Genomic DNA, 25,155 nt, shown 5'->3' on the forward strand with positions numbered 1-25,155 from the left:
GTGATCAGTATTTTAGTGGTCAGTTTCAGGGTTGAAAATGATGACTTAGATATTTTCTAATTAGAATAAAAGAGGGTCTGGAAATTTTTTCCAGACCCTCTTTTATTTGATACTGTTCTGAATACTAAAAACTGAATACTAAAAACTGAATACTGACCACTAAAACTGATCACTAAAAAACTACTTCACCATAATTCCTTCAACAAACAAAATCGGCACTTCTTCCGTTTTGTTTTCGTCAAGCGAATTGGCTTTAAAAATGAATTTCTTATCGTACAAAGTATTTCCGATAAAGAACGTCACCATAAATTCGTTATTCATCACCAAAAGGCTTTTCTCGATCATTTCGATTTTAACAACCGAAACTGCCGGCACTTCAACAAATGCGTGGCGCAGAATCGACGTTTTTTTCATTTCGCCGTCAATGGTGCCAAATGCTTTTGAAACCACCATTACACTGTCTAAATTAAAGTCGCTGTCGTTTACTAAATAAGCGTACCAGACTTTCTCCATAAAATCGTCGCTCCATTCCTGCACGGCTGCAAGAAATACATTTTCTACCTCTGGAATTACTATATCTTTCTTCATTTTTATTAAATTTTAAAAACCTTTGTCAAAGTCTGAACTTCAACAAAGGTTTGTTTTTTTGTAAAGGTATTTTATAAAGTAAAGCCCTAGCCCTGATGGAAGCGGCATCCTTTTGTTTTTTTCTTTAAAAAACAAAAGATACAGCGGACAGCAGGAAACAGCTCCTAAATATTTGCCTTGAACTGCTCTAAGAAACGAACATCATTTTCATAAAACATACGGATATCACCAATTTGGTACAACAACATTGCGATACGCTCTACTCCCATTCCGAAAGCAAAACCGTTGAATTCGTCCGGATTGATATCACAGTTTTTCAAAACATTTGGATCTACCATTCCGCAGCCTCCAATTTCCAGCCAGCCTGTTCCTTTTGTGATTCGGTAATCGGTTTCGGTTTTTAAGCCCCAATAAATATCAATTTCGGCACTTGGTTCTGTAAACGGAAAGTAGGACGGACGAAGACGGATCTTCGATTTTCCGAACATTTCTTTTGTAAAATAAAGCAGCGTTTGTTTTAAATCCGCAAACGAAACATCTTTGTCAATGTACAATCCTTCTACCTGATGAAAAATACAGTGTGAACGTGACGAAATTGCTTCGTTACGAAATACACGTCCCGGAGAAATTGTACGAATCGGCGGTTTGTGATTTTCCATATAACGCACCTGAACCGATGATGTATGCGTACGCAATAACACATCTGGATTGGTCTGAATGAAAAACGTATCCTGCATATCTCTTGCCGGATGATATTCTGGCAGGTTTAATGCGGTAAAGTTATGCCAGTCGTCTTCGATTTCCGGACCTTCGGAAACGTTGAAACCAATATTGGCAAAAATATCAATGATTTGATTTTTAACTATAGAAATGGGGTGGCGAGAACCAATAATTACGGGTTCTGCAGCACGCGTTAAATCTCCGAAAATACCTTTTGCTTCTTCTTTGCTTTCAAGTTCTTCCTGAATCGCTTTTACCCTTTCTTCGGCAACCGCTTTTAAGGTATTCATTACTTGCCCAAAATCTTTTTTCTGGTCGTTCGGAATATTTCTGAACTCGTTAAAAAGTTCTCTTACTAAACCTCTACTACCTAAATATTTAATACGGAATTGTTCTAAAGATTCTTTGTTTTTATCATTAAAGGCTTTGGCTTCCTCTATGTGTTGTTTTATCTTATCTATCATTTTCCTTCAATAATTGAGGAAACAAATTTAAGGAATTTGTTCCAAGTATAGTGTTATAACTTTAAAGTTTCGTTTAAATACAATTATCTATTTTATGAGACCTATTTTTGTTTCTATTTCTTTTACTCTTTCCAGCCAATAATTTATCCCTTCCTGGTTGGTGATGGTTTCTTTTTTGGATTTTGAGGAAACTCTTCCTAATTCATACCAATTTCGCTGATAATCTTTTTCTTTTTCTTGTTTATCTGCTGGTTCAATTCTGGAACGCCAAAAATCAAGATTCTTAAGATACGAGTGCTTTAATTCCTCAAAATATTCTATCAGTTTTTCTTTTGAATTCGGAATATAGCCTGGTCCGCTGCAACCGCAGGAATAAAAGCCGATCCCAACGCTGTATAAAGTTTTAATGTGTTCCCACTTTTTAACATCCTCTTTTTTAGGCGATTCAAAATCGAGTCCCATATTGGCCATTAATGCGGCACATTGAGGACATTTCGCTTCAAAAACAGCTGCTTCTCCTCTTTTTATATCACCCATCAATCGTCTTTTAAAGGTCTTTCGACAATTAAAACAAGCATAATGAGGTTTATAAGCAGTCATTGCGTATCTACACATCTTTTAGTAATCAGTGGTTAGGTTTTTAGTGATCAGGTTTTAGTACTCAGTTTCAGTCTGAAGTTGCAACTGAGAACACTAAATACTGTAATCTGATGCACTACTCAATAAGCTTTCTTTCTAAAAAATAATTTACAATTGCTTCTTTCATCAAAACTGATTGTTCTCCGGCTTTTAACGGCGGTAATTCTTCTTTTACTTTATAATGCGGCCATCCGTCTTCATCAAAATATTCGAATTCATAAAATCCGTATGGTTCTAACAATCGACAGATTGCAATGTGCATTAAATTCAGTTTTTCGTCTTTTTTGTATTCGCGGTGTACTTTTCCGTATTCCTGAACTCCGATCAGGTAAATTATGGCATCTAAGTCTAAATCTTCGCCTTGCGAAAATTGATTAGAAAGCAGGTCAACGAGCTTTTCCCATCGCTCTTTTAATTGTATATCTCTGGACATTTAATTTATGATTTTAGATTTTAGATTTTAGATTCCCGATTTAAAATCTGAATCTGAAGTCTAAAATATGAATTGGCAAAGATACGCACTCTTTCTATAAAATACATATATAAGCTTTGTTGATGTTTTTTCAACACATAGAATTATAGAATTTAGCAAATGCAAAAGGCGTTTTACTTTTTTAAACAATCATAACTATGTGTGAAAGTTAGTTTTTTCAAAATATTTTTACATCAATAAAAAACTATGTTTCTATGATTTTAAAAATAAAATTCTACCAAAAAAACCTTTGTCACTTTGCTCCTTTGAACCTCTGCCCCTCAAAAAAAACAATATCTTTGCCCTTCATTAAACACCAAACCAAACATGAGTTTTTTTGATATTATAGTTGGCGCACTTTTATGCTACAGTTTATACAAAGGCATTAAAAACGGACTTTTTGTAGAAGTAGCTTCTTTTATTTCTTTGCTTTTAGGAATTTATCTTGCTATTAAATTTTCTTCTTTAATGACAGGGATCATTTCAAAACATGTTTCCTGGAATCCAACCAATATTCAGATTACGGCTTTTATCTTAACTTTTATTCTGGTTGTTATCGGCGTGTATTTATTGGCCAAAATGTTAACTGGAATTGCGGATTTTGCCATGCTGGGATGGATGAATAAATTAGGAGGCAGTTTTTTCAGGATTCTTAAGACTATCTTGATCTTAAGTATTTTTATCGCGTTGTTCGAAAAAATAAACTTCAATAATACTTTTGCTAAAAAAGAAACTCTGGACAATTCTATTTTTTATAATCCTGTAAAAAAAGTTGCCAGTTTTGTGTATCCATCAATCGAAAAATGGTACGAAAGTTTTAAAAAAGAACATTCTCAAAAAACAGAAGAAAAAGAAAATTCTGAATCTGAAAAAGAATAATTCGTATATCAAACCCGACAGGTTTATCCCGAGGCTTCGGGACTGTCGGTTTTTTTATTAATGGAAACAAATTTATATACCGCTCCGCTGGAGCTCTTCTATTTAGAACGTTCTCTATTTGCTATAAATATTTAGCTCCGCTGGAGCTGCTTTGCAAATGTGTTATCTATTCTATCGATATTTCACTTCTCCGAAGCTATAACTATTTAGCTCCGCTGGAGCTATTTTATCTGAGCCCCAGCGGGGCGAAATATTTGTAGAAATCAAATTACCAATCAAAAAAAGCTCCAGAGGAGCGACCTGTTTGTAGAAAACAAAAATGAGCCCCAGCGGGGCAAAATATTTGTAGAAATGAAATTACCAATACAAAAAAGCTCCAGCGGAGCGACCTGTATGTAGAAAACAAAAATGAGCCCCAGCGGGGCGAAATATTTGTAGAAATGAAATTAACAATACAAAAAGCTCCAACGGAGCGACCTGTTTGTAGAAACCAAAAATGAGCCCCAGCGGGGCAAAACATTTGTAGAAATGAAATTAACAATACAAAAAGCTCCAACGGAGCGACCTGTTTGTAGAAACCAAAAATGAGCCCCAGCGGGGCAAAACATTTGTAGAATGAAATTACCAATAAAAAAAAACTCCAGCGGAGCGACCTGTTTGTAGAAAACAAAATGAGCCCCAGCGGGGCGAAATATTTGTAGAAATGAAATTACCAATACAAAAAAGCTCCAGCGGAGCGACATCTAAATTTTACAATTACCTAATGCCGCTCCGCTGGAGCTCTTTTATTTAGAACGTTCTCTATTTGCTATAACTATTTAGCTCCGCTGGAGCTGCTTTGCAAATGTGTTATCTATTCTATCGATATTTCGCTTCTCCGAAGCTATAACTATTTAGCTCCGCTGGAGCTGCTTTGCAAATGTGTTTTCTATTCTATAGATATTTCGCTTCTTGGAAGCTTCCCTAAAAATTGATTTCGATACTTTCTCCTTTTTTCAAAACAATCTCTTGTTTTCTATCGCCGAAAATCAAAGTGGTTTTTCCTCCATTTTTAGAAGAAACAGTCACTTTTTGAACTTTTTTATTTCCCCATGACATTTCAATTTCAAATCCGCCTCGTGCACAAAGTCCTTTTACAGAACCCTCTTCCCAAGCATCTGGCAGAGCAGGCAGCAATCTGATTTCGTTTTCGTCTGATTGTACTAACATTTCGGCAACAGCGGCCGTTCCGCCAAAATTCCCGTCAATTTGAAACGGCGGATGCGCATCAAATAAATTCGGATACGTTCCTCCTCCTCGTCTTGGCGTTGCCGTTTTTTTTCCGTCTGGATCAACGTAACGCAACAATTCGCGAAACATTTTATAAGCGCGGTTTCCGTCCCAAAGTCTCGCCCAAAGATTGATTCTCCAGCCTTTTGACCAGCCTGTTGTTTCGTCGCCTTTTATTTCGAGCGTTTTCTTTGAAGCTTCTGCTAAATCTGGCGTTTTAACTGGAGTAATGTGGTTTCCAGGAAAAAGTCCGAATAACTGCGATTGATGGCGGTGCTTCGGATCGTTATCATCCCAGTCAAAATACCATTCCTGCAGGTTTCCTTTTTTACCAATTTGGTACGGATGCAGTTTTGCAAGTGCCGTTTCTAATTTTGTTCTAAAAGCAGCATCTGTATTGAGTACCTGTGACGCTTTTATGGTTTTATCAAAACATTCGCGAATCATGGCCAAGTCGGCAGTTCCACCGTAAAGTGTTGCCCCCACAAAACCGTCTGCTAGTTTATACTGATTTTCTGGTGAAGTCGATGGCGATGTAATTAAATTTCCGTTCTTATCGGTTACGAGCCAGTTCAAGCAGAATTGTGCGGCGCCTTTCATTAACGGATAACCTTCTTTTTTTAGATAATCTCTATCTTGGGTAAAAGTATAATGTTCCCAAATATGCGTACTCAGCCATGCGCCTGCCAACGGCCAGCATGCCCACATCGGGTCTTCTTTTCCAAACTGCCCGACGGGATTGGTCATTGCCCAAATGTCTGAATTGTGCGCTGCTGCCCAGCCTTCGTTTACGCCATAAAAAGTTTTGGCCGTCACTTTTCCTGTTACCGAAAGATTTTTGATAAAACTCAAAAGTGATCGATGCATTTCTGAAAGATTGGTGTTTTCTGCCAGCCAGTAATTTTCTTCCAGATTGATATTCATTGTATAATTACTGCTCCAAGGCGGGCTCAGATGCGGGTTCCACAATCCTTGTAAATTGGCTGGAACGCCCAGCGTTCTGGACGAACTGATTAATAAATAACGTCCATAATTGAAATACAGGATTTCGAGGTTTTTATCTTCTTTTCCGTCTGCGTAACGCAATAAACGTTCATCTGTCGGGAGATCCGCTGCGGTTGTTTTCCCTAAATTTAGATGGACACGATTGTAGAATTTCTGATAATCGGCAATATGATTTTCTTTTAATTTGTTGTACGGTTTTGCAATAGCTTTATTCAGATTCTGCCAAGCAATAGTAACATCGTCTAAGCCTTCGGTTGCTGGATTTTTGTCGAAACCATTAAAACTTGTGGCTGTCGAAATATAGATAATAACTTCTGATGCATTTTTTACCGTCAAAGTCGAACTGTTATTGCTGACTTTTCCTTCTGTGTTTTTGATTTGAAGTAAAGTTGTAAATCTCGTTCCTCTGTCTTTTACTTCCAAATATTTTGGCTGTACAGTGTAGCCTGCGTTTTCATGAATGGGCGCGTTTCCGGTCATCATCATGGTATTGTTTCTTATTTCGACATTTGTTTTTAAGAGGCTTCTTAAATTAACATCAAAATTTAAAGCACCTTTCTGACTGCTTGTAAATTTGACTGCCATGATCTGATCAGGTGCCGAAACAAAATATTCGCGGGTAAATGTTACACCGTCTAATTCGTAAGTTACTTTTGTCACAGCGTTAGAAATATCTAATTCTCTGTAATAATTTACAGCTTTTCCTTTTTCTGCATTACTGATTTCTAATGTTGCCAAAGGCGCATACGATTCTGAGTTTTTTCCCTGAAGTTTTTTGTTTAACTCTTCGGCTAGTTTGTAATTTTCGTTTTGCAATGCTTCGCGAATTGCCGGAATGTTTTTGTACGCTTCTGGATTCATATTGGCATTTACGGGTTCGCCAGACCAAAGTGTAATATCATTCAAATAGATTTTATCTGAATTAACGCCGCCAAAAACGGTTGCTCCCATTTTTCCGTTTCCTAAAACAAGGCTTTCTTCAAAGAATTCTGCGGGTTGTTTGTACCACAATTTTTGAGTGGATTGTGCTTTTCCGCAAAAAGAGGTGAGCAGTAAAATGTAAAACGTTTTTTTTATGATGTTTGAATTCATAATCGGGTTGTTGTTTTTGATATTTTTTTTAAACCAAATTTACACAAACTTGTCATTTCTCCTTAGTCGAAAGACATGCTAGTTGTTTTTGCGCGCGTGAGGGATAGGAGCAGGCTACCGAAGTAGCGCGGATAGCCCGACCGCGTCCCGATAAGCGGGCGAATAAGCGTAAAGAATATTTGCCCGCTTATCGGGATGGGGTCACGCCCAAATTATCTTTTGCTGCCAACGAATTGTTCCTAGCGGAACCTATTTGTGTTTTCTATTTGCTTACACTGTATTTCTCATTTTCTGTAACCATTTCCCAATTATCGGTTCTGAACGGCGACGCTGGGAATTTTTCTTTATTGAAAAGATTGATTGTCGTATCGTCGTCTGCCCAGCCGTAATGTACCGCAATGGGATTTTTGACATTTTCGCTCGAAACTATTATTTTGTTGTCTTTGATTATCGCTTTCGCGGAATGAAAAACTTTGTCTGAACCGGCAATCTCAAAGCCTTTTAATTCATCGTTATTTGGCGTTGAAAGTCCACCGCCAATATTATCGAAGGTCAGGATGATTTGGTTTCCTTTTATTTCCTGCGATTTAAAAGCGGGGCCGCTGTGCACTTGCTTTTTGCCGTAAATATTGTTCAAAGCAATGGCAGCCAAACGTAATCCTATGTCTTGTTTGTTGGTTGGGTGAATGTCTTTTGCGTTTCCGATATCGGTGGTTACAGCCATTCCCGTATTTGGTAATTTTAAAGTTTCTAATTGTGCTTCGCGAAGTTCTGCCCAGCGGCTTCCTTTTTGGCTGTTACCGCCAAATTCGTCGAAAGTGGATAATTGCACAAAGTAGAATGGAAAATTGCCTTGTTTGAATTTGGTTCTCCAATCATTGATCATTAACGGAAATGCTTTTTTGTATTGTTTAGCACGCCAAACATTGGCTTCGCCCTGATACCATAAAGCGCCCTGAAATGCGTACGGAACCAGCGGATTTACCATTGCGTTGTACAATAAAGACGGATAACTGTTTGGCGACACCTCGATTCTAACTTTTACAACATTGAATTTCCAAAGTCCGTCAAGCGGCAGATTTGTGTCTTTAAAGTCAATTTTTAGATCGGATGGATCGCCGTAGATGCCGCCACCGCCGCTGTAATCAGTGATTCGAACGGCGATTACGTTGGTACCTTCTTTTAAGACATTTGCCGGAATTTTATAAACTCGTAGTTTGTCCCAAAGATTATTGGTTCCTACTTCTACTCCGTTTACATAGGTTTTGTCTTCATCATCTACTTTGGCCAGATGTAAAACGGCTTCTTTTTTGGCTTGTTCGGCTGTTAAAACAATGGTTTTTCGCATCCAGACAATTCCATCGATATTACCGATCTGCTGGTTTTCCCAAAGTGATGGTGCTTTTATTTCGGGCCAGTTTTTGTCTTGGAAATCTGGTTTTTTAAACTGGTCTTCGTTTTCCAAAGTAACTTCAAAGCCCTGCACTTTTTTCAGATTGTCTAAAACCGATTTTTTATACGTTTCGAAAATGGCATTAATATCTACCGATGGAACATTGGCAATCATCGATTTGAATTCGTCGCTTTTTTCGAAAGCTTCGCGGCTTGTCCAGGTTTCGACATTGGTACCGCCCCAAGAGGTATTGATGATTCCGATTGGGATTTTTAATTCGGCATATAATTTTTTAGCAAAATAATATCCAACGGCTGTAAAATTGCCTACGGTCTCTTTGCTTGAAACTTCCCATTTTCCTTGTTTCAAATCGTCTTTTGGAGTACCGCTTAAATCTTGCGCTACGCCAAAATGACGAATCAATGGATAATTAGAATCTTCAATTTCTTTCTGTGCATTCATGGTTTTAAAAACCTGAAATTCCATATTCGACTGGCCGCTGCAAATCCATACTTCGCCCACCAAAACATTTTTGATGGTGATTTTATTTTTTCCAATAATGATTAGTTCGAATGGCCCGCCGGCTTTTTCTGGATTTAAATGCAGCGTCCATTTTCCGTTTTTATCGGCTGTTGTTTTTTTGATTTGGCTGTTAAAATGCACTTCGATATTTTCACTCGCATCGGCAAAACCCCAAATCGGAATTTGTTTACTGCGCTGCAATACCATTCCGTCAGAAAATAGTAAAGGCATTCTAACATTGGCACTAGCTAAAATACTAAATATCAATAAAGTAAAAACAATTAACTTTTTCATTTTCTTATTTATTAAATGAATTAAACCATATAAGTGATATAAGCAAATTTAAGTTCAATCTAAAACAGAAACTTAAAAATCTTATATCACTTATATGGTTTAAAAAAGATTTTTTACTGTAACCCTTCTTTTAAAGCATTTAAAGCTTGAGTATCAAAAACAGTATTATCGGTTCTATTAAAAATTCCGAAACCATTATTTTGCAGACTTCCTTCATCCCAATAAAAAGGTAATAAGCCGTTTGCTTTTGCGGTCTTTACAACTGTTTTTAAATAGTAAGCTCTGGAAGCTAAATGTAAAGTTAAGGCATCTCCCGTTAAAGTTGTTCTGCGGATTGCACCAAATTCGCCCAAAAGAACTGGAATTCCTTTGTCTACAAACTGAGTTTTCATTAATTTAAAATTTTTCTCTAAATCAGCTTCTTCGCCCCAAGTTGCATTTCGTTCTGTATCGGTTGTAGAATGAAAACCAGCTCCCCAATAATAGAACATTTTACCCCAGGTTTCGTCTTTGGTTAACCCTCCAAAATTCCAAGGAGAATAATAATGAACCTCCACCATCATTCGGTTTGCCGCTGTATCTGTTGGCAAAACAGTCATCCATTTATTGGTTTTTTCAATATCGGTGGTTGGTCCCTGAACTACTAAAGTACGATAAGCATTTTTCCCTCCCGTAGAACGAACAGCGTCAATAAAAGTTTGATGATATGAAGTTAAAACGGTCATTTGCTCTGCCTCATCAACTGCCGGTTCATTGGCACTGGCAAAAAGCAAATGTTCATCGAATCCGCGTAAATGTGTTGCAATTTGCTCCCAGAATGCTTTTTGTTTGGCATTGTTTTCTACTTTTTTTGCCTCGGTAATATTGCTTTCCAGCCAGCCTCCGTCCCAGTGAATGTTCACCAAAACATACATATCATTGTCAACACAATATTGAATAACTTCTTTGACACGGTTTAACCACTCGGTACTGATCTTTGCTGTTGAAGCATTTTCTAAGTTCTGATTCCATGAACATGGAATTCTGATGGCATTAAATCCGTTGGCTTTTACCAAATCAATTAACGCTTTTGTCACTTTTGGATTCCCCCAAGCTGTTTCTCCGCCTGTTGCTTCTAAAGTGTTTCCGATGTTCCAGCCTAATTTTATTTTTGCTGCTAATTGGACTGCCGTACTTGACATGCCGCTTTGATCTGCTGCAATTGGGTTCGTGTTATAACTCGGATACAAACCTGCAGCAACAGCTCCAGCCGCTTGAGAAACTTGTATTGTTACCGATTTTGACTCATTGGAACTTAAGGTAATAACAGCTGTTCTTGCCGTTTTTTCTGCATTTTCTAATGCCGTAATTTTTATTATAATGGTTCCTTTTGTTCCGGCAGACTGACTGAATTTTACCCAGTTTGCTGTACTTGCCAGAGACCACGCGGTGGCTTCTGACGTAATAGTAAGATCAACAGCGTTTTCTTTGCTTTCAAAATCTAATTTTGCTGTGCTTGCTGTCAGGGTTTTTACAGTAGTTTCCTGAGCAGTTTCTTTGTCTGAACTGCAGGCCAAAACTCCTAAAAAGGCAAAACTTAATAATATACTTAAAGTATAATCTCTTAGTAACTTTTTCATCTTATTTGATTGTTACAACAATTTCTTTTTTGATATCTCTTGAAGAAGTTCCAAGTCTTAGGGTATATTTCCCTGGTTCTACAGTCCATTTTTTAGCCGTTACATCGTAATATGCCAATTCTTTTACTGGTAATTTGATCGTAATGTCTTCTGAACTTCCTGCTTTTACTAAAACTTTTTTGAAGCCTTTTAGTTCTTTTGCAGCACGTGATACTTTAGAATCTGATTTTGAAGTATACAATTGTACTACTTCTTTTCCGTCTATTTTTCCTGTATTTTTAACATTCAAAGAAATTTCAATAACATCGTTTTGTGCATATTCTGGTTTATCCGATTTTGCATTGTCAAGGGCAAAAGTTGTATACGATAATCCGTAACCAAAAGGATATAAAGGCGCCACATTTTTAGTATCAAACCAACGGTATCCGATTAAAATTCCTTCTGCATAATTTACTGTTTTGTCTCCAGGGAAACTGTTGGTAGCATGTGCTGGAGAATCTTTTAATTGTTTAGGCATTGTCCAAGGTAATTTTCCTGATGGATTTACTTTTCCTAAAATCACATCTGCCAAAGCATTTCCTCCTTCAGAACCATTGAACCAGCTCCAAACCAAAGCTGCTGATTTTTGGCTTACTTCATTAATATCAAATGGAGCGCCGGCAATCATTACTACAATAGTTTTTGGGTTTACGGCCAATACTTTTTTAATTAATTCTTCTTGTCCAAAAGGCAGGTGCAAATCTCTTCTGTCTGAAGCTTCAGTTTCGTAATCACGGTTAGAACCTGCAAAAATGATCGCAACATCTGAGTTTTTAGCCGCTTCTACTGCTTCCTGAACTTTTGCATCGTCTAATTTATCGATAGTTACTGGACCATTAGCTGTAATATTTCCTAAGTTTCCTTTGTTTTTTTCGTCGTAACGCTCTAAATATCCTTCTGCGTAATTGATTTTTATTGTAGAAGGTAATCTGTTTTTAAGACCTTCTAGCGGTGTAACTTCTCTTTTTGTTTTTACACCAGCTCCGAATCCGCCAAGGGCATTTTTCTTTGTGGCGTTGTTTCCGATTACGGCAATAGATTTTACTCCGTCTAATTTTAACGGCAATGCGTTGTTTTCATTTTTCAATAAAACGATCGCTTCAGCTGCAATTTCGTAAGCATCTTTGTAATGTGCTTCGGTTGCGATGCTTCCTTTTGCACGCGTTCCGCCGCCCATTGCTTTTACTTGGAACAGCGTTCTTAAAATACGTTTTACATGAAGATCAATTTCTTTTTCTGAAACTTCTCCAGACTTAACCGCAGCAATTAATTTATCTGCTAAGAAAAATTCGTTGAATGGTTTTGGAGTTCCCATTTCGATATCCAAACCATTTTTCAATGCTTTTCCTGTTGAGTGCACCGCAGCCCAGTCTGAAACAACAATACCTTTAAATCCCCATTCGTCACGAAGGATTTTATTGAGCATATAATCGTTTTCACATAAGTATTCGCCTCTAAATTTATTATAAGCTCCCATTATACTGTATGCTTTTGCTTCTTTTACCGAAGCTTCAAAAGCTGGAAGATAAATTTCGCGCAAGGTACGCTCGTCAATCTGTACGTCTACAAAATCACGATTGGTTTCCTGATTGTTTGCTGCATAATGTTTTACGCAGGCCATTACGTCTTTTTCCTGTAAACCAACGATTAACGGCACAGCGATTTTTTTATTCAAAAACGGATCTTCAGACATGTACTCGTATGTTCTTCCTCCAAGCGGTGTTCTCACCATATTAATAGCCGGCGAAAGTAACATGTCTTTGTCTCTTGCACGCAATTCTTCTCCTAAACTGGTTCCGAAAGTATGTGCCATTGCGGTATTAAAAGTTGCCGCTAAAGCACCTCCAGCTGGATAATAGGTTGCAAAATCGTTTGTTAATCCTGCCGGCGCCCAATTGTCACGTGAGATTTCTTCACGAACTCCCAACGGTCCATCGGCCATTTTTAATTCTGGAATTCCAAGACGTTTTACTCCAGCGTTAGCAAACATGCTGTTTCCGTGCAGCATTCCGATTTTTTCTTCTAAAGTCATCTGCGAAATCAGTTTGTCGATTTCTGCATCGTGCTCTGTTCCTATTTCTTTACCTGCGTACTCTTCCGTTTGATCTGAATTGGAAACTGTCGTTTGAGCATCATTTTTACAAGAAGTAAAAAGGGCAAAAACCAAAGCTGCCGAAAGGTATATCATTTTGTTTTTCATAGATAGTTAGATGTTTTAGATTTAAAGATTTTTAATTCATCGAATTTTGGTCTTTAATTAGTGTTACTATTATTATGTTGTTTGTGGTTTTTTGTTTTTAAAATTATTGTCTTTTTAAATTCAGAAAGACAACGTCGTTTTCATTGATTTTGAATGCTCTGCTGAAAGTTCCTTTTGCATCTACTGTTATATTTTCTGTTGCAATCGGATCGCCATTATTTTTCTTTTTCATATTGTTTACCTGCTCGCGCGTTAACTGATTTGGTTTGTTCAACGCCAGATAATCTGCATAAACGTCATTTACTTTGTAACCTACTTTGTAGATTTCTAAAGTATATTTTCCTTTCTGCAATCCGTCGACTTCAACTTTTACAGTTCCTTTTTCTTTTGATGGAAGATCCTGAATGTAATAGGTTTGATTCCAAACTTTTTCGCCTGGATGTGTATTGGTAAAATCCCAAAGTAAAACTTGTACATCGCCTTTTGCATTTTTAGAAGTCCAAGAAGCTTTATCCGAATTTTGAAGTTCTGTTTCTCCCAATTTGTTCAAAAACTGATACGAGAAATAAGCCGGTTTTTTGATTCCCTGTGTATTCAATAATCCAAAGCCGCCGTGAAAAGGCGTAAATCTTGGGCCCGGTTCTTCAAAAATATCCGTAAAAACCCAATACGACATGGAGTTTGCCGCATTGCCAACTTGTTTTAATTTCTGCAGAATATAAGCTGCCGAGTGATAACTGTCGTGAATGGGATCTGCAGGTGTGTACGAAGAACTCCATTCTGTATAATGCAATTCTAAATTGGGTTTAGCCGAATTGGTAATCTGCTTACGCGAATTAATAACGTCGTCGCTAATACTGTTCTCATCTGGACTCAAAACGGTTCCAGAAGTTCCGAATTCGTCCAAATATCCTTGGTTTACACCGTAAGTATGTGTCGAAACAAAATCCATCGGCACGTTATTTTTAGCACAAAAGTCTATAGTTTCTGGAACCCATCCTGCACCTGCTGTTGCTGGACCGCCCACTTTGTAATCTTTGTTTACCGCTTTTACACCGCGAGCTGCATAATCATACAATTTGAAATATTCTGCCTGAGTTCCTGTCCAAAAACCTGGTGTTAAATTCGGTTCGTTCCAAACTTCAAAATACCATGTTTTTACTTCTTCAGCTCCGTAACGTTCTGTAAAATGTGCAGTTAAATTTTTAATTAAATCTTGCCATTTTTTATAATCTTTTGGAGGCGTAACATTTCCTTTCCACCAAAAAATAGTTTCTTTTCCGCTTGCCAGAGCATTCGGCATAAAGCCTAATTCAACAAAAGGTTTCATTTTCAGACTCACAATATAATCAAACAAAACATCTACGTATTGGTAATTGTATTCTGGATTTCCTTTTGGATCTTCACGGTAAACCGCCATATCATCAGACAACAAACCATGAAATCGAATGTATTTAAAATCGCATTCTTTTTTTACCAATGCCAATTGTTGCTGCCAGTCGGCTCTCAAACCTTCGTTTGCTCTTCCGGCACCGATGCATTCTTTAAACATGGTGTTTAATTTTCCAGCCGATTTGTTGTAATCTACTTTTATCGTTCGTTCTTGAGCCATCAAATGGACTGAAGTAATTAAAACTGCTGCTATTAAAAGTTTTTTCATCTGGAAATAGTTTGGTTTATTTTTTTTACCACTCCCGATAGCTATCGGGATAAAAGGATTTTTTCTTTTTTTTCTCTCTCGCAGATTTAGCAGATCATGCAGATTCAAATCTTTTTTAATCTTTTTAATCTGTGGCTAAATATTTTATTTTCTAAAAATATGTTAGACGCACTGCAGTGCGTCTCTACATATCATGCGTAATCGTTCCGTTACAAAACCCGACAGTCCCGAAGCCTCGCGATAAAAACCTGTCGGGTTTAACTTTTTACTTCTAACATTTAACCTCTAACTCCAATTACAATTTTTTAAATCTCACTACACCACCTCCGGCACCGCCTAGATTCAATTGTAATTTGTCTGATGCTTTTACTGTTTTCTTAGAAATAGCCACTGCTTCAGGATTATTTTTTTGATTTGTTCCTTCTGCATCCACATAAATCTGTGCTTCGTAAGTCGCATTTGGATCTAAGAATGATAATGAAACGTCTACTTTTCTTGGATTTTCATTGGTCAATGTTCCTAAATACCAGTCAGCGCTGTTTCTATCTTTTCTAGCTGTTGTAATGTATTCACCAATTTTTCCTTCTATAATTTTGGTATCTTCCCAATCTGTCGGAACGTCTTTTAAGAATTGTAAAGCTGGTTTTCCTTCGTAGTTTTCTGGAAGATCTGCCAGCATTTGAATTGGAGAATAAAGCACTACATACAATGCCAATTGCTGCCCAACCGTTCCTTGAATTCTTTTTCCTGGATACCCTTGTTTTACCTCAACATCAAAAATTCCCGGCGTAAAATCCATTGGTCCAGAAAGTAATCTTGTAAACGGAATAATACTTAAGTGGTTTGGCGGATTTCCTTCACTCCAAGCATTGTATTCTTGTCCGCGTGCTGCTTCTCTTGAAACCATGTTCGGGAAGGTTCTTCTTTCTCCTGTATCTTTAATTGATTCGTGGTATAAAACTGCCAAATCATATTGTGCTGCTTTTTCTAAAATGTATCTGAAATAGTTCACTCCAAATTGTCCAAAGTGCATTTGTTTCATATTCAATTTTGAACCTACGTGACCAATTTTTACGGTATGAATTCCTAGTTTTTTGTATAAAGCAAATCCTTCGTCAACTTCTTTTAAATAGTTGATTAAGTTCGAACCTGTTTCGTGATATCCAATTAATTCAATGTTTTTGCTTTTTCCGTAAGCGACTACTTTTTCTAAATCAAAATTGTCGGCGCTTTTCGTGAAACTGAACATGTGCATACGGTTTTCATACCAAGCAGGCGTCCAGCCTTTGTTCCATCCTTCGATCAATAAGTGGTTGAAACCTTCTTTTGCTGTAAAATCAATATATTCTTCTGCGTGTTTGGTTGTTGCTCCTTGTTTGTCGCTTTCCCAAAATGTATATTTTCCGATGTGCATTCCCCACCAGATTCCTAAGTATTTATAGGGTTTGAAATAAGATGCTGTATTTTTTAATTTGTCTGGTTCGTTCAAATTTAAAATCAGGTAAGAAGTAATCAATTCTCCTGGATTTTCTCCAATTTGAATCGTTCTCCAAGAAGATGTAAAGGTATCTTTTACACGAACTTTTACTCCGTCTGCCCAAGGCACTAAGTCTGATTTTAGTTCTGTTCCTTTATTGTTTACCAAAGTCATACTTGCAAAATCATATAGATTTGCTTCGTGGAAACTTAAGGACAAACCGCTTTTACTTTCGATTGTTAATGGAGTCAAAACGGTATCCAATGTACTTACTGCAGCTTCTTTAAACAAGTATTCGTCACGATCTGGACGGTTTGCTGGAATCCACCATGCTTTTCCGTCTTCTTTTAGGTTGAAAGTTGTTTTTTCATCCATGATGAAAATACTGTCTTTTACATTTTGTTTTGGATACACATATCTAAAAGCAACTCCGTCATCAAAAGCACGGAACTGAATTTGCAGCTTTCTTTTGTTTCCTGTTTTCTGCTGTAAATCGACTACCAATTGGTTGTAGTGATTTCGAATATTTTTCTTTTCTCCCCAAGCTTGTTCCCAAGTTTCATCAAAGGTTGAAGTTTTAGCTCCTTTGATTTCAAAATTGGTGCTTAAATCTTCATTTCCTTTTAATAAAAATCCCATTTCTGAAGATGAAATCACTTCGGTTTTTCCGTGAGAAACACCATATTTTGGAGCATTTTTTACTAACTCAAATTTGATTTTATTCTGACCGTTTGGAGAGGCCAGTTCGTAAGCATTTTTGTTTTTCTGACTGTGTCCGATAGTGATCGAAAGCAGTACGGCTGGGAGAATTAGATAGTTTTTCATGTTTTTTGGAATTATATTTTTTAGCCACGAATTCACGAATTTTATTAATTAAATCTTTGGCTAGATTATTTTAAACACATAGAATCATAGTTTATTTGAAACTAAAAAAAGGCGTTTCACTTGTTTGAATTCACATAGCTCTGTGTTGGAAACTAGTTTCTTTTTATTCTCTTTTTCAGAAACAAAAATTCTATGTTTCTATGTGTTTATTTTTTTCGCCACGAATTCACGAATTATAAAAAATTAAATTCGTGAATTCGCGGCTAACTTTTTTACTTAACCCACTCCGTTTTGAAAGTGGTTTTTCCGTTTAACGGATTTGCAGTTACATCAAAATTGTTTCCGTTTTTAGTAACTTTTATTTCTTGTACGGCATCGCCTTCTGGTAAAAATACTTTAGCTGTTGCCGCTGTTGTTTTATCGCTTGCGTATACTTTTAATGTCAATTTGCTCCAATCCATATCTTTTGTAGACTGCGCTAAACCGATGTGTGGAATCGCTGTTCCGTCTTTAATTAAAACTACAATTGGCACTTCGCCGGCTTTAATTTTATGCCATCCCGATTGGTATACTTTTTTAGTTTGATAATCGATCCAAGTTCCTTCTGGAAGGTAAACGTCTCTTTCTTCTACTTCTTCAAAAAGCGGTGCAACCAACATACTTGAACCAAACAAATATTGATTATCAACTAACCAAGCTCCCGGATCATTTGGATATTCTACAAATAAAGCACGCATCATCGGTAAACCTTTTTGAGAACTTTCTTTTGCCTGAGCATAGATATACGGCATTAATTCGTAACGCATATTATCTGCTTTTCTAAATCCTTCTAAGAACTCTTTACTGTACAACCAAGGCTCGCGAGGCGGTTCTCCGTGGCTTCTTACGTGAGACGTCAACATTCCGAATGGTGTCCATCTTCTGTAAATATTCTCAGGAGATTTAGTTGCAAAACCTCCAACATCATGACTCCAGAAACTGAAACCAGAAAGACCTAATGAAAGTCCGCCGCGTAATTCTGCCGACATGGCTCCGTTTGAAGTTTCAGAATCTCCTCCCCAATGTAACGGGTAACGCTGCGATCCTGCCCAAGTACTTCTTGCCCAGATTAAAGTGTATCCTTTTTCTTTCTGCGTAATTTCGGCAACAGCTTTGTTGTAACGTAACGGATATAAATTGTGCTCGTAGAAACCAGTTCTTCCAGAATGGTAAATTCCGTCCGGCGGCGCAGCTTCTCCAAAATCTACTTTGAAAACGGCTACGCCTTCATCAAATAATTTTTTCAATTTTCCTTGGTACCAAGTTATCGTTTCAGGGTTTGAGAAATCTAAAACGGCATCTTCATAAGGAAGGTTTCCTTTTCTGTCTCTTACTGCTAAGTTTTTATCCATGATTTCTGGAAACAAAGTATTCTTTGGCGTGAAATAAGGCAATTGCCATAAACAAACCTGGAAACCGTCTTTCTTCAAATCAGACATCATTTTTGTCGCGTCTGGGAAACGAGATTTTGCAAACTCGTAGTTGTTTCTCCAATCTACATCAAACCAGCCGGTATCAAAGTGAATTACATCGGTTGGAATTTTGTATTTACGCAAATCTCTTGCAACTTCGCGTCCTTCTTTTTCTGAGAAATACGTGATACGGCTCATCCAGAAACCAAATGACCAAAGCGGCGGCATGGCAGCTTTTCCGGTTAAATTGGTATACTGATCTAAAACGTCTTTTGGTTCTCCAATAAAGAAAAACAAATCGGCTTCGTCATCACCAATATACATTTCGTTGGCACTTGAAAAATATTTTCCAAAGTCAACCGTAATTGGTGTAGAATGGTGCATGAAAACACCGTAACCACGGCTGCTCATATAAAACGGAATCGGTTTGTACATCGTTTCATTTTGGATTCCGTTGGCATCATCCGTCCATAAAACTACTTTTTGTCCGCGTTTGTTGAATTGCGTGAAAGATTCGCCGCAGCCAAATATTTTTTCGTCCGGTTCTAAACTGAACGCCGCGCCCATACTTCTGGAGTAATCGCTGTTTCTGCGAACATAAGAAAACGGAAGTGTCGGTGTATAGGTGTTTTTAAAATCGGTATCGTGAAGAGTGCTTGTCAACAATTTTCCTTTTTCATCGTAGATTTTTACGTGCCAAGGTTTTGTCAGGATTTCAACTCTTCCGTGTTTGCTTGTATAACTGTGCCCTCCTTCGATTTTAGAATATTTCCATAATTCCGGGTGATTTGGCGCAACGCCGTCAACCAGCATTAAAGATTCCTTTTGTGGATGAAACTGCGGCCCGGAAGTCGTTTTGATTCGAACGGTTCTATCCGAAACAAACTGAATTTCAAACGGCAAAACCGGAGATTCTGCGTATTCTGTTGTTGGGAATTCGTTTGCTTTTTCTACATCAGGTTTCATCATCATGTTGTTGAAAGCCTGACGCGTTTTGTAGTTGTATCTTAAATATTTGATTGTTCCTTTTCCTGTTGCAGGATCAAAAGAGGCCAATTCATCAGCAAAATAAAAAGTGTTCAGATAGTTCTGAAAATCTTTACTGATATCTATTGGTGCGTTCAGTACATCTGCGTTCTGAATTTGAGCTGATGCATTTGGAACTGTAAGAAGTCCAAAAACGCAAATCGAAAACAAGGTTTTTAAATGTGATTTTTTCATTAGTTAGTTATTTTTTTGCCACTCCCGATAGCTATCGGGATAAAAGGATTTTTTATTTTCTCTCGCAGATTTTGCAGATTTAAATCTTTTTAAACAGATCTGGAAAAATAAATCCGTCTGATCTGCAACCCGAGCGATAGCGAACAGGCGAAGCAAATCTGCGAGAGCATAAAATATTTTTAATTTGCGGCTATATTTAAAATTTCAAAAATTAGAAAAATTATTATTCTGCTGTAATTACGATTGTGGCTTGTTTTAGTCCATTCGCTTTAGCGGTTAATTCCAATCTTCCAGATTTATCTCCAGATTGTACAATTACTAAACATTTTCCAGCCAAAGCGGTGTGTTTATTTCCTTTGTACGGTTCATGACTTACCGGATCTCCGCTGCAAACTCCAACAATTTTTCCGTTTCCTTTTAAAGAGAAATTAATTTCGTTATTGGCATTTGGAGCTAATGTTCCTTTATCGTCTAAAATATCAACTGTAATAAATGACAAGTCATTTTTATCTGCTTTTATCGTACTTCTATCTGCAGTCAATTTTAATTGAGATGGATTTCCGGCTGTTTTAATTTCTTTTTCTAAAACCACTTTTCCGTCTTTACGAGAAACTGCTTTTAAGGTTCCTGCTTCAAAAGGAATTCGCCACATTACGTGTAAATCATCTCCTTTTTTACTTCTTTTTCCAACCGACTTTCCGTTTACAAAAAGTTCCACCTCATCGGCTTTGTTATAATAAGCCCAAACATCAACAGTTTGTCCGGGTTTCCAGTTCCAATGCGGGAAAATGTGCAGAACCGTTTTGTCTGTCCATTCACTTTGGTACATATAATACACATCTTTCGGGAAACCGGCTAAATCAACGATTCCGAAATAAGAACTTATTGACGGCCATTCGTATGGCGTTGGTTCTCCGATATAATCGAAACCAGTCCAGATGTACATTCCAGAAAGGAAATCGTGTTTTTTGATTACTTTCCAAGTTGCTTCGTGTGTAGAACCCCAAGGCGTCTGCACCTGATCGTAAGCCGAAACGGTGTTGCCTGGATTTCCTTCTGTAAATTTAAGATCCCATCTTACCGGCCATTTTTTTATGGTGTCTGAAACGGCATCGTAATATCCTCTTGTCTGCAGTCCCGAAGTTGTTTCGGTTGCGATGAAAGGTGTATTAGGGAAATTCTTCAGATGATGTTCATATGTTTGATGCGCATAATTGTATCCAATTAAATCTAAAACACCTGATCCGGCAAGCGGATTGATCGAAACATCTTTTTTCTCAAACTGTAAAGTCACGGCATCAATATTCATGTTTACCGGCGGATTCATCGCTGCAGTCAACGGACGTGTTTTGTCGTATTGGCGTGTGATTGCTGCTAATTCTTTGGCAATTTCAACACCTTTTTCATTCCATTGTTCTGGGATTTCATTTCCTATGCTCCAAACAAAAATACTTGGATGATTTCGGTCGCGCAGCAATTGATCTACTAAATCTTTCTTGTGCCATTTGTCCCAATCATTTCCGTAATCGTATTTGGTTTTGGTTTGTTTCCACATATCAAAAGCTTCATCCATGACAATGAAACCCATTTTGTCGCAAAGGTCTAAAAGTTCTGGTGCAGGCGGATTATGAGAAGTTCTGATTCCGTTTACTCCCATTTCTTTCATGATTTCCAATTGGCGTTCGATGGCGCGCGTGTTGATTGCAGCGCCTAATGGACCTAAATCGTGATGCAGACAAACTCCTTTTATTTTAACTTGCTTGCCATTCAAAATAAAACCTTTATTCAAATCGAATTTAAAATCTCTGATTCCGAAATTGGTTTTGTATTGATCAATGATTTTATCGTCAATCGAAATTTCGGTAACTGCGGTATACAATTCTGGTTTTTCAACAGACCATAAAACAGGATTTGGTACTTGTATTTTTTGCTTACTTTTTTGATTGGCATTTGCACCAATTGTTATATTTTGACTAGTCGATTTTATTCTTCTAAGATCATTTCCTATACCATAAAAAATAGTTGTTGTTACTGTTGCTTTCTTTGAAGTCGAATATTGATTCTGAATTGTAGTTTCAATATTTACCGAAGCTGTGTCAGCAGTAACTTTTGGCGTTGTCACATAAGTTCCCCACTGTGCAACATGAAGTTTATCTGTGGTTTCGATCCAGACATTTCTAAAAATTCCTGATCCCGAATACCAGCGTGAATTGGGTTGTTTTGAATTGTCAACCTTAACAATTATTTCATTATTTTTTTCTCCGTAATTTAAATATTTGGAGATTTCATATTGAAAACCAATATATCCGTTTGGACGTTTTCCTAAATAATGGCCGTTTACCCAGACTTCGCTGTCTTTATAAACACCATCAAAAGTGATTGAGGTTATTTTTGTGCTGTCTGCTGCAGCGACTTTAAATGTTTTTTTATACCAGCCCAAACCGCCGTTTAGTGCGCCTCCGCCGTAACCTGCAGGGCTTTTTTCATCGAAATTCCCTTCGATGCTCCAATCGTGAGGAACGTTTAATGTTCTCCATTTTGTCGAAGTGCCGATGGTATCTTTATCAATAATGCTGTCATTTAAGTGAAAACTCCAATCTTCATTAAAAGAAACTTTTCTGTTTACAAAAGCATCGTTTTTTTGGGTGCAGGAATTCAAAAAAATAATTCCCGCTGCCATTGCTAATAGGCTTAAGTTTTTTATGTTCTTTCTAATTTGCATGGTACTTTTTATGTTTTCGGAATTTGAAGATAGAAATAAAAACTGAGTCCCTTTATTTCTTCATAAAAACAATTTAAGTCTCAGCTTTAAAGTATCTTTTTGATATTATTTAAAACTGAGACTTCAAAAACTAACTAATTATGATTTTGGAACTAAATGGTAAATTAAATAATCTCCATCTGCTCTTATTGCAATAAAGCATAAACTTGTATCGGTCAATTCAACAATTTTTACATTAGTAAAACTAAATGATGGACTAAAATAACTTGGTTCATTTGGATGCAGCATTTCTGTGCCTCCGTTAAAAGAAATTCTGTCATTTGTTTCACCCGTTGTTAAACTAAAATTGAAAGTTCCTTTTTTGGTTGTTTTTTGTGTTGCTCCTAAAGTTGGGTTTGTCTGCGTTACCGAAACATTATAACCTCCATCCAAATCAAATGTTATTTCTCCCCAATCTTTATTTTCAAGACCAGCCCAAGAAATATCAGTAAGGTTTGGCCACCATCCTGGACCACTTACTGCTCTGTTAACATAAGAAGGTGTGTTTCCGATAAATTCTAGTGGGGCAGTCATGTACAAAACCCAAGTTTTTCCTGCTTGACCGTTGGTCAATTTGTTCCATCTCGGATCGCTGAAAAAAGCATTATCATTTTCTGGAACATCTATTGCTACAGGTGCTGCTTCTACAGAACCTCCTCTAACAAATGCTGTATAAAAAACCGTATACTTTCCTGCAAAAGGAAAAGTAATTTTGTCTTCGCTTTTGTTAGAATGTCCTAATTCATTTCCTTGTGCATCTACGTATTTCCAATACGGAATTACAGTTGGATCATCATTCTTCAAAATTACTTCATTCTTTTTTGCCGCATTTTGAGTCACAGAATATTTTATGGTCTCTGGCGTAAGTGTTACAGCTGGAAGACTTTCGCGATCTTCGATTGCTTCACATGAGAATAAAAACGAGCTGATCGTTACAGCCGCTAATACTATATATAATATACGTTTCATAATCAATTTGTTTTTTAGTTAATTCCAGCCTGGATTTTGGGTAATGGTACCATTTGAAAGTACTATTTGAGACTGCGGTAATGCAAACCAGCCTTGTGTTTCTGTTCTAAAAGTTACAGCAAATTGATCTCCTGTGTTGTTATCAATAGCTGCTTTCATAGCAGGCATTCCTTGTCTGATTAAGTCAAAATAACGCAATCCTTCAAGAGCTAGTTCTAAGCGGCGTTCTTCCATAATAACAGGTAAGCTTATCACTTTTCTATTAGTTGTATTTTTAAAAGCACGATCACGCACTCTGTCAAAATCTGCTTGCGCCAATCCTGCATTTGATGTTAGATTTAATTCTGCAGCCATTAACAATACATCTGCAAAACGGATAACTGCATAATCTTGGTAGTTGTCAATCTGGAAGTTTCCTCCGTTTGCTTCTACCACAGCAACTCCTGCAGCATTGGTAATCGGGCAGTATTTTTTCCAAGAATATCCAGTGTATTGACGCTGCTCTCTCGCTTGCGGATCAAAGTTTAATCCTTCACCAGCATAGTCAATAAAAGAAGCTGCTTTTCTGGTATCACCTGCGTCATAAGCTGCAACCAAATTAGGATTTACAGTTGCTCCTCCCCATCCTGTTGCATATCTTCCAATCGCTCCTCCACGAGGCGCAATATTTACCTGAAAACGGTTTCCTTCGTGAAGATCCCAGTTTCCTTTTCCTGAACCGTTAAAACGAACAGCCCAAACCATTTCTGTATTGTCTTCTCCAGCAAAATTTTCTAAAGAAGCTGCCAGCCAAAGATTCGCAAAATCTGCAACCAATCCGTGTCCGCTGTTACTTACCACATCATTAATATAAGTTGTAGCCTCTGCTTTTGTAATAACTCCAGCCAAATCTGGTTTGTTGTATGCTCCAGTGTAAAACAAAAATGTTCTTGCCAAATAAGCTTCAGCAGCCCATTTTGTAATACGTCCGTAGTTTGCATTTCCAGGTTGAGAATAATTTTCTGGTCCTAAGTTATCTGCAGCAAATTTCAAATCATTTGCAATTAAGGCATAAGTAACTTCTGGTGCTTGTCTTGGCAATTCAAATTCGCTGGTTGTAACAGTATGATCCAACGGAATAATGTCTCCAAACATTTTTGCTGCCTGAAAGTGAAAGTGCGCTCTTAAAAAACGAGCTTCTGCTTCGTATCTTGTTTTTAAAGCGATGTTTGCTCCCCAATTTACCTTGTCTAAATTTTCTAACAAAATGTTGGCTCTATAAATTCCAAGATAAGAGTTTGTCCACGTAAGTGAGTTCATGTCTTTATCTGTAGTATATTGAAAGCGGTCCCATTGTAAATCTACCGTTGGATCTGCAATACCAAATCCTCCAAAACAGTTGTCAGATGCCTGCTCACTCACAATCAATTGTGTACCGTAAGCTTCTCTTTGCAATACATCATAAACGGCTACCAAACCTTCAAAAGCATCAGATGGAGTTTTATAAAAATTCTCTGTTACCTTATCTGTGTACGGTTCGTTTTCCAAAAAATCTTCCGAACAAGCTCCTAAAGTAAGTAAGCTTGAAAGAGCGAATAATTTTATATATGTTTTCAT

Annotated in this window: 15 protein-coding genes; 1 reads left to right on the forward strand and 14 read right to left on the reverse strand. The window is 37.3% G+C overall.

Features of this window, described 5'->3' with window-relative positions:
* Positions 1–180: 180 nt before the first annotated feature.
* From C4F50_RS20770 to C4F50_RS20785, 4 genes are all read right to left on the reverse strand, one after another.
* The gene (locus C4F50_RS20770; RefSeq protein WP_194140562.1) at positions 181–588 is read right to left on the reverse strand and encodes a hypothetical protein; all 408 of its coding nucleotides are present in this window, start codon (positions 586–588) and stop codon (positions 181–183) included.
* A 164-nt stretch (positions 589–752) separates the two neighbouring features.
* The gene (locus C4F50_RS20775; RefSeq protein WP_194140563.1) at positions 753–1,772 is read right to left on the reverse strand and encodes a phenylalanine--tRNA ligase subunit alpha; all 1,020 of its coding nucleotides are present in this window, start codon (positions 1,770–1,772) and stop codon (positions 753–755) included.
* A gap of 87 nt (positions 1,773–1,859) precedes the next feature.
* Positions 1,860–2,309 (reverse strand): hypothetical protein, encoded by a 450-nt coding sequence (locus C4F50_RS20780; protein ID WP_228012099.1) that lies wholly within the window; start codon positions 2,307–2,309, stop codon positions 1,860–1,862.
* A 178-nt stretch (positions 2,310–2,487) separates the two neighbouring features.
* Positions 2,488–2,844 carry a hypothetical protein gene (locus tag C4F50_RS20785; protein WP_194140565.1) on the reverse strand — a complete coding sequence of 119 codons (357 nt, stop codon included), beginning with the start codon at positions 2,842–2,844 and terminating at the stop codon, positions 2,488–2,490.
* Between the two features lie 366 nt (positions 2,845–3,210).
* Here C4F50_RS20785 and C4F50_RS20790 point away from each other — a divergent pair, with 366 nt between their 5' ends.
* Positions 3,211–3,762, forward strand: coding sequence for a CvpA family protein (locus tag C4F50_RS20790; RefSeq protein WP_194140566.1), 552 nt, complete (start codon positions 3,211–3,213; stop codon positions 3,760–3,762).
* A 963-nt stretch (positions 3,763–4,725) separates the two neighbouring features.
* Here the strand turns inward: C4F50_RS20790 and C4F50_RS20795 are convergent.
* From C4F50_RS20795 to C4F50_RS20840, 10 genes are all read right to left on the reverse strand, one after another.
* A complete protein-coding gene (locus tag C4F50_RS20795; RefSeq protein ID WP_194140567.1) occupies positions 4,726–7,128 on the reverse strand; it encodes a glycoside hydrolase family 95 protein in 2,403 nt (800 codons plus the stop codon).
* 262 nt (positions 7,129–7,390) lie between these two features.
* On the reverse strand, positions 7,391–9,337 hold the full coding sequence (locus C4F50_RS20800; protein WP_194140568.1) for a sialate O-acetylesterase: 1,947 nt from the start codon (positions 9,335–9,337) through the stop codon (positions 7,391–7,393).
* 113 nt (positions 9,338–9,450) lie between these two features.
* The gene (locus tag C4F50_RS20805) at positions 9,451–10,956 is read right to left on the reverse strand and encodes a cellulase family glycosylhydrolase (RefSeq protein WP_194140569.1); all 1,506 of its coding nucleotides are present in this window, start codon (positions 10,954–10,956) and stop codon (positions 9,451–9,453) included.
* 1 nt (position 10,957) lies between these two features.
* The gene (locus C4F50_RS20810) at positions 10,958–13,195 is read right to left on the reverse strand and encodes a glycoside hydrolase family 3 C-terminal domain-containing protein (protein ID WP_194140570.1); all 2,238 of its coding nucleotides are present in this window, start codon (positions 13,193–13,195) and stop codon (positions 10,958–10,960) included.
* Positions 13,196–13,298: 103 nt separating this feature from the next.
* The gene (locus tag C4F50_RS20815; protein WP_194140571.1) at positions 13,299–14,855 is read right to left on the reverse strand and encodes a GH39 family glycosyl hydrolase; all 1,557 of its coding nucleotides are present in this window, start codon (positions 14,853–14,855) and stop codon (positions 13,299–13,301) included.
* A gap of 295 nt (positions 14,856–15,150) precedes the next feature.
* Entirely contained in the window at positions 15,151–17,157 is a 2,007-nt protein-coding gene (locus C4F50_RS20820) for a glycoside hydrolase family 97 protein (RefSeq protein ID WP_194140572.1), read from the reverse strand.
* A 272-nt stretch (positions 17,158–17,429) separates the two neighbouring features.
* Positions 17,430–19,829, reverse strand: coding sequence for a glycoside hydrolase family 31 protein (locus tag C4F50_RS20825; protein WP_194140573.1), 2,400 nt, complete (start codon positions 19,827–19,829; stop codon positions 17,430–17,432).
* A 223-nt stretch (positions 19,830–20,052) separates the two neighbouring features.
* Positions 20,053–22,551, reverse strand: coding sequence for a glycoside hydrolase family 2 TIM barrel-domain containing protein (locus C4F50_RS20830; protein ID WP_194140574.1), 2,499 nt, complete (start codon positions 22,549–22,551; stop codon positions 20,053–20,055).
* Positions 22,552–22,689: 138 nt separating this feature from the next.
* Positions 22,690–23,559: a hypothetical protein gene (locus C4F50_RS20835; protein WP_228012100.1), complete on the reverse strand. Its 870-nt coding sequence runs from the start codon at positions 23,557–23,559 to the stop codon at positions 22,690–22,692.
* 18 nt (positions 23,560–23,577) lie between these two features.
* Positions 23,578–25,155 carry a RagB/SusD family nutrient uptake outer membrane protein gene (locus C4F50_RS20840; protein WP_194140576.1) on the reverse strand — a complete coding sequence of 526 codons (1,578 nt, stop codon included), beginning with the start codon at positions 25,153–25,155 and terminating at the stop codon, positions 23,578–23,580.

It is taken from the genome of Flavobacterium hungaricum (assembly GCF_015182285.1).
Taxonomy (GTDB): Bacteria; Bacteroidota; Bacteroidia; order Flavobacteriales; family Flavobacteriaceae; genus Flavobacterium; species Flavobacterium hungaricum.

Coding starts and splice junctions, on each gene's coding strand:
- C4F50_RS20775 (WP_194140563.1), bottom strand. CDS start 1,772: ATGATAGATAAGATAAAACAACACATAGAGGAAGCCAAAGCCTTTAAT.
- C4F50_RS20795 (WP_194140567.1), bottom strand. CDS start 7,128: ATGAATTCAAACATCATAAAAAAAACGTTTTACATTTTACTGCTCACC.
- C4F50_RS20830 (WP_194140574.1), bottom strand. CDS start 22,551: ATGCAAATTAGAAAGAACATAAAAAACTTAAGCCTATTAGCAATGGCA.
- C4F50_RS20780 (WP_228012099.1), bottom strand. CDS start 2,309: ATGGGTGATATAAAAAGAGGAGAAGCAGCTGTTTTTGAAGCGAAATGT.
- C4F50_RS20835 (WP_228012100.1), bottom strand. CDS start 23,559: ATGAAACGTATATTATATATAGTATTAGCGGCTGTAACGATCAGCTCG.
- C4F50_RS20820 (WP_194140572.1), bottom strand. CDS start 17,157: ATGAAAAACTATCTAATTCTCCCAGCCGTACTGCTTTCGATCACTATC.
- C4F50_RS20840 (WP_194140576.1), bottom strand. CDS start 25,155: ATGAAAACATATATAAAATTATTCGCTCTTTCAAGCTTACTTACTTTA.
- C4F50_RS20790 (WP_194140566.1), top strand. CDS start 3,211: ATGAGTTTTTTTGATATTATAGTTGGCGCACTTTTATGCTACAGTTTA.
- C4F50_RS20805 (WP_194140569.1), bottom strand. CDS start 10,956: ATGAAAAAGTTACTAAGAGATTATACTTTAAGTATATTATTAAGTTTT.
- C4F50_RS20815 (WP_194140571.1), bottom strand. CDS start 14,855: ATGAAAAAACTTTTAATAGCAGCAGTTTTAATTACTTCAGTCCATTTG.
- C4F50_RS20825 (WP_194140573.1), bottom strand. CDS start 19,829: ATGAAAAAATCACATTTAAAAACCTTGTTTTCGATTTGCGTTTTTGGA.
- C4F50_RS20785 (WP_194140565.1), bottom strand. CDS start 2,844: ATGTCCAGAGATATACAATTAAAAGAGCGATGGGAAAAGCTCGTTGAC.
- C4F50_RS20770 (WP_194140562.1), bottom strand. CDS start 588: ATGAAGAAAGATATAGTAATTCCAGAGGTAGAAAATGTATTTCTTGCA.
- C4F50_RS20800 (WP_194140568.1), bottom strand. CDS start 9,337: ATGAAAAAGTTAATTGTTTTTACTTTATTGATATTTAGTATTTTAGCT.
- C4F50_RS20810 (WP_194140570.1), bottom strand. CDS start 13,195: ATGAAAAACAAAATGATATACCTTTCGGCAGCTTTGGTTTTTGCCCTT.